General features: G+C 61.1%; 4 protein-coding genes. All 4 read right to left on the reverse strand.

All coding sequences use genetic code 11. The features are described 5' to 3' along the window. Nucleotides 1-111: 111 nt before the first annotated feature. Entirely contained in the window at nucleotides 112-1,782 is a 1,671-nt protein-coding gene (locus tag VE25_RS18060) for a P-loop ATPase, Sll1717 family (RefSeq protein WP_152664670.1), read from the reverse strand. A gap of 511 nt (nucleotides 1,783-2,293) precedes the next feature. Next, entirely contained in the window at nucleotides 2,294-4,729 is a 2,436-nt protein-coding gene (gene uvrB, locus VE25_RS18065; RefSeq protein ID WP_046110065.1) for an excinuclease ABC subunit UvrB, read from the reverse strand. Nucleotides 4,730-5,132: 403 nt separating this feature from the next. After that, on the reverse strand, nucleotides 5,133-6,023 hold the full coding sequence (locus VE25_RS18070) for an alpha/beta fold hydrolase (protein ID WP_052732075.1): 891 nt from the start codon (nucleotides 6,021-6,023) through the stop codon (nucleotides 5,133-5,135). A 10-nt stretch (nucleotides 6,024-6,033) separates the two neighbouring features. Next, nucleotides 6,034-6,435: SAM-dependent methyltransferase (locus tag VE25_RS18075; RefSeq protein ID WP_201776115.1), on the reverse strand; the 402-nt coding region annotated here is incomplete at its 5' end.

Below are 6,435 nucleotides of genomic sequence, written 5' to 3' on the forward strand. Positions count from 1 at the left end.
GGGGTATCGCGACTGCGGCGTCGACTAGGCGGGATAATGGACGTTCCCCAATTTAAGCCTTATCGAAATCCATCTAGAGCCCCTCGATTGGTTATCTTGACGTCCGCCACGCTAATAATCCAGCCTAGCTGAGCGCTGATCGTCATAGATGCCCAGCGCACGTTGGAGCATGGGATGCACGTGTACCTTTGTCTCGTCGGCAAGTTCTGCTGGTAGTACAGATGGCTCGTCAACATGCGAGTAGCGATAGCGCTCATTAGGATTTAGTTTTAGACCGACCGCACCGATCCTATATAACGTGGCCAGTACTTCTTGTGCTAACGCTGAAAGCGCTCTGGAGCCTTGGGTCTCCAGCGCAAGCTTGGCTGCCGTATGGATTGAGGTACCCTTCAGTTCGTCGCTGGAAAAAACCTCTAGCGCGAACTCGGCTACTATGTTCCCGGGAATATCTTTGATCGCGAACCTCGTTTTCCCAAGCCGCAAAATTTGGAAGGCGTTTGGGAGCCAAGGAAAAGCGATTGCCCATTCCTGCACTAGGGCCTCGTATCGTATACGAGAGTATCCGGCCTCCGCTTCCTTTACGTCTTTGGCTGCGACTTCTGTCTTTCCCTGAGCTGATGCGAGGGCCAAGTTTGTAAAAGAGATTACGTCTCTCGGCCTAAGCAGTGATCGCTCAATCATATATTCAAAAGGATCTTTTTGGGATACTCTGTTCTCAAACACGTCTCCAAAATGTACGTCGTTCTTTGTGTACTTTCTTTTATAAAGCTGGTCTATTCTTTTGTTCAATAGCTCAAACAGATCTCTTTTTTCCCAATAAAGATTGACGATGTGGTCGTCGTATTTATCTCTTTGCAATCCTGGGTTGTTTGAATCTTCAATTACCTTAGATAGAACGTCGCTGCGAAGGGCGACTATAACTTTTAGGCTACGTATCTTTCTTAGAGATTTTATCGCTTCAATCAGTGCTCTGATAAGGTGATACTTGATTTTGTCATCCACCCACTTTTCATCTATTTTATCGATTAATATATACCTAACGCGTTGATTGCCGCCCTTTTCCTCAAATGACGCGAGTACTTCTACAACATTGGAAAGTTCGACTAATAGATCTGAATTTATAATCTGTTTTGCGCGGAATTCGTACTGCTGACGACGAACGGCGCTCATTGCGCTCACATAACCGACATTGCCTCTGAGCTTCTCAACGTCGGCTCCGAACTCAGCGCTGACCTTATCCTCTACCTGTCGAGTGATCTCGCGGATGTTCTCGTCCATCGTAACCCAGAATTTCGATTCCCACTTCCTTAAATATTCTATTCCCTTTTTCTTTCTTTCATCTCTATTGAACGCGCTTGTCAATTTATCTATGAGATTTCGAGATTGATCATTATTAAGTATGTGGTAGTTTGATCTGACGTATTCCAGGCAAATTACATGCTTCCAAAGCGCTATAAAAAATAGCTCAAGATCGATTTTGAGCTGTAAAAGGAAGTTCATATTGTCCGAATTTGTCACATAGGACAGCGCCATCTCAGGTAAGGAAATGTAGGAGCAGCGTTCGGAATTCGCGCTCTCAATCATCCGAAGGATGGCGGTTTTTCCTGATCCCGTACGGCCAACTAAAAGTGTCTTATTATTTCCAAGATCCGCAGCGATAGAGTAAGCAGGGTTGTCAACGAAACAGGTAAACAGAAATGCATCATCATACTCGGCGTCGGTAGCACCGATTTCTGAATTTCGAGCAATGATGGGATTTCGGTCTTTTTTTTGCTTGGTCACGAGTCTCCTCCTCGGTTTCATGGCCAAGCTCCAAGAGTTTCTCTTGAACGTCAACTGTTTGCAGATGATTCCGACAGAAACATGAAGACCGCAACACGCGAGGTCGCTTTCCAGGCCTAACACTTCGCGTTTTTGACTTGCTAGTTGCCTTGGGGGACAGGAAGACCCTTTCACCTGCGCTTCGCGCCTGCCGATCTCTCCCTCAAAGGGAGAGGTGATCCCTCGTCCGTCCTTCGGGCACATTATCCTGCCAGGGGTAGGGGAACCGGCCACCCCTCGGGTAAGGCCTGAGGGCTTCGGTTAGTTAATCCCTGGCCGGTGCAGCTCCATCCCCGCAGCCGCTTCACCTCTCCGCGAGGCCATTTGAGTGCAACTCTCATGACCTTCTCACCTAAAATCTCTCCACCCGAGAGAGATTTTGCCCGCTGCGGGGGCCGGATCGTGCCACACCCTCGTGGTTCGAGGGTTCACTGCGCTCCCACCTCAGTATGAGGGCTACTGAGAAGCCGTCTCAGTCTTCGGTGTGCGCTTCGAGGACGTCGAGCTCCATCTCCCGCAACCGCTTCACCTCGTCCCGCAGCCTCGCCGCCTTCTCGAATTCCAGATTCGTCGCGGCCTCCCTCATCTGCGCCTCGAGGTCCTTGATGACGGCGGCGAGGTTGTCGCCGACCTTGACCTGTTCCTTGCCGTCGCGGCCTTTGCCGATGCTGACCGTGACGTGGTCGCGTTCGTAGACGCTGTCGACGATGTCCTTGATGTTGGAGCGGACCGACTGCGGGGTGATGCCGTTGGCCTGGTTGTAGGCGACCTGCTTTTCGCGGCGGCGGTTGGTTTCGGCCAGCGCCCGTTCCATGGAGCCGGTGATGCCGTCGGCATAGAGGATGACGCGGCCGTCGACGTTGCGGGCGGCGCGGCCGATGGTCTGGATGAGGGAGGTTTCGCTGCGCAGGAACCCTTCCTTGTCGGCATCGAGGATGGCGACGAGGCCGCATTCGGGGATGTCGAGGCCTTCGCGCAGGAGGTTGATGCCGACCAGCACGTCGAAGGCGCCGAGACGCAGGTCGCGGATGATCTCGATGCGCTCGATGGTGTCGATGTCCGAGTGCATGTAGCGCACGCGGATGCCCTGCTCGTGCAGGTATTCGGTCAGGTCCTCGGCCATCTTCTTGGTGAGGGTGGTGACGAGGGTGCGGTAGCCGGCCTTGGTGACGCCGCGGATCTCGTCGACGACGTCGTCGACCTGGGTGGTGGCCGGGCGCACCTCGACCGGCGGATCGGTGAGGCCGGTCGGGCGGATGACCTGCTCGGCAAAGACCCCGCCGGTCTGCTCCATTTCCCAGTTGCCGGGGGTGGCCGAGACGTAGACCGTCTGCGGGCGCATGGCGTTCCACTCCTCGAAGCGCAGCGGCCGGTTGTCCATGCAGGAGGGGAGGCGGAAGCCGTATTCGGCCAGCGTCGCCTTGCGCCTGAGGTCCCCGCGATACATGGCGCCGAGCTGGCCGACGGTGACGTGGCTCTCGTCGACGAAGACGAGGGCGTCGTCGGGCAGGTATTCGAAGAGCGTCGGCGGCGGCTCGCCGGGGCGGCGGCCGGAGAAATAGCGCGAATAGTTCTCGATGCCGGCGCACGAGCCGGTGGCTTCCATCATCTCGAGGTCGAAGAGCGTGCGCTGCTCGAGGCGCTGGGCCTCGAGGAAGCGGCCGGCCCCGTTGAGCTCCTGCAGGCGCGCGGCGAGCTCCTTGCGGATCTCCTTGATCGCCTGGACGATGGTGGGGCGCGGGGTGACGTGGTGGGAGTTGGCGTAGACGCGGATGAACTTGCGCTCGCCTACGGTCTTGCCGGTCAGCGGATCGAACTCGACGATCTTCTCGATCTCGTTGCCGAAGAGCGTGATGCGCCAGGCGGCGCTGTCGTAGTGGGCGGGGAAGATCTCGATGGTGTCGCCGCGCACGCGAAAGGTGCCGCGGGTGAAGGCGCTCTCGTTGCGCTTGTACTGCAGGGCGACGAAATCGGCGAGCAGCTGGCGCTGGTCGATCTTCTGGCCTTGGCTGAGGTCGATGATCATGGCCGAGTAGCCTTCGACGGAGCCGATGCCATAGATGCACGAAACGGAGGCGACGATGATGACGTCGTCGCGCTCGAGCAGGGCGCGGGTCGCGGCGTGGCGCATGCGGTCGATCTGCTCGTTGATCGAGGATTCCTTCTCGATATAGGTGTCGGTGCGCGGCACGTACGCTTCCGGCTGGTAGTAGTCGTAGTAGGAGACGAAGTACTCGACGGCGTTCTCGGGGAAGAACGACTTGAACTCGCCATAGAGCTGGGCGGCCAGCGTCTTGTTGGGGGCAAGGATCAGCGCCGGGCGCTGGGTGCGCATGATGGTCTGGGCGACGGTGAAGGTCTTGCCCGAGCCGGTGACGCCGAGGAGCACCTGGTCGGTCTCGCCCTGATCGATGCCTTCCACCAGCTCGGCGATGGCGGTCGGCTGGTCGCCGCGCGGCTCGTAGTCGGTGACGAGCTTGAAGGCCTTGCCGCCTTCGGTCTTGGCCGGGCGCTCTGGGCGGTGCGGCACCCAGGGGGCGGAGCCTTCCACCTCCTTGCGGCCGTGGAGGATGATTTCCTCCAGCGCCTTGACCGTCGCCGAGATGCCGACGGTCTGCGCGCCGGCGATGGTCTTGCCGTCGCCGCCGGTGACCTTGGAGCGGCCCTTCGAGGGGCGCTGCGCGCCCGCCTCAGGATGAGGTGCGGCGGCGTCGGTGGCGGTGGCGAGGGCGCCGCGCAGCTGCGACATGGCCTGCGGGTCCTTGGCGGCGGCGCGGGAGATGTCGCGGGCGGAGAGCGACTTGCTGGAGGGCACGTGGCCGAAGCCGGCCTGCTCGGGCTCGCCGAAGCCGGAGAAGTCGATGCGGTCGACGGAGTTGGCCTTGGACTTGGGCGCCTTCAGGGTCATCCCCGTCGCTTCGGACTTCTGCGCCTTCTTGGCCTTCTTGGGCTTCTCGGCGGCCCTGGCTTCCGCCTCGGCGGCTTCGCGGGCGGCAGCTTCTTCTTCGCGCTCGCGGCGCGCAGCCTGGTCCAGGGCGCGCTTGTTGCGCAGGCGCTCCTGGGGCAGGCGCTTGTTGGCGGCGATGTCCTCGGCCTTCTCGATCTCGCCGAGAAAGTCGTCGATGGAGAACTCGGATTTTCCGGGGCGCGAGGAGGAGGCCATGGGGTTACCGCCAGTGGTTCGGAAGAGCAGATAAGATGGGAAACGTAGCCGCATCATGCAACGTTGCGGGCAACGATAGCACCTGACGAACGAATTAGGAACACCCTCGGGTGACAGGGGCTGTCAGGAGGGGAGAGGCCGGAAGCCCTCAGCAGCCTGCGACCGGGGCGGCCGCCCAGCTCGCGGCGAGGGCGGCGATATCGGCGAGGCGCGAGGCGCCGTCGGGCGCCGCCATGCCGTGGTCGAGGGCCGGAAACTCCCAGTAGGTGAGGTTGCAGAGGCCCTTTTCGGCAAACGCATCGGCGGTGAGCCGGGCCGAGGCGAGCGGGGAGGATGGATCGCGCCCGCCCTGGATGAGGAGGAAGGGGGATGTCGCGCGCAGCATGTGATCGAGCCCGCGGAAGTCGAGGATATCGGCCCAGAAGCGATGGGTGGAGCCGGCGAAGAGCGTATCCCCCTCCGGATCGGCGCGCGCGGCGGCGAAGCCGGCGTCGATCGTCGCATGGCCCTCGGGCGGGACGGTCGCGCGCACCATCTCGCCGAAACTCATGGCCATGGCGGACGAAAGGATGATGGTCGCCTGCGGATCGTACTCGGCCGCGAGGGCGGCGACGGCGAGGCCGCCTTCGGAGCCGCCGAAGAGGACCAGATCCTCGTCATTGTCGGCTGATAGCGTGTCGAGCACGATGCGGTAGTCGTCCAGGCGCTGGGACAGGGTGTAGGCGCTGCTGAAGGCGGACGGACAGTCCGTATAGCCATGCGTGATATCGGCGTGCGGCGCGACGCCGATCTTTTCGACCGTCACGGCGGTATGGCCGGGAAAGGCGCGGCGGATGGTGGCGAGATTGGCGTTTTCCCGCGCCGGCAGGCATCCGGACCCCTGGGCAAGCAGCAGCAACCCCCGCGAGGCGCCTTCCGGCGCATCGATCCATACATCGATCCGGCTGCCGTCGGGGCGCGGGATTTGGCGAAGTTCGGCTTCGGCGTGGGCCGGAATGGCGAGGGCGAGGAAGGTGAGGCCGGCCAGAAGACCTTTCATCGGGCTGCCATCACTGCGAAAGCGGAAATTCGCGCAGGGGATCGCCGCCGTCGATATAGAGCTTGCCGCCGGGAACGAGCGCGGCGCGGAGGCGGGGGCGGGCTTGCTCGCCGGCGGCGGGGAAGCGCCCGTCGAAGGCGCCGACGCGGATGGCGACGGCGAGGTCGTAGGGGGCTTCGCCGGGGAGGAGCGCGAAGTCCTCGGCGGAGGCCTCACGCACGCTCATGCGGCCGGCAGCGATCTCGGCGGCGCAGCCGGCCTCGGCCTGCTTGACGGCAGTGGCGGAACGATCGACGGCCAGCACATGCCCCTCCCCGATCCGCGCCGCGATCTCACGCGCCATGGCGCCAGGCCCGCGGCCGATCTCGATGACGCGCATGCCGGGGCGGAGGGGGAGGGCATCGACAATGGC

The sequence above is a fragment of the Devosia geojensis genome (genome assembly GCF_000969415.1).
In the GTDB taxonomy this organism is placed as follows: domain Bacteria; phylum Pseudomonadota; class Alphaproteobacteria; order Rhizobiales; family Devosiaceae; genus Devosia; species Devosia geojensis.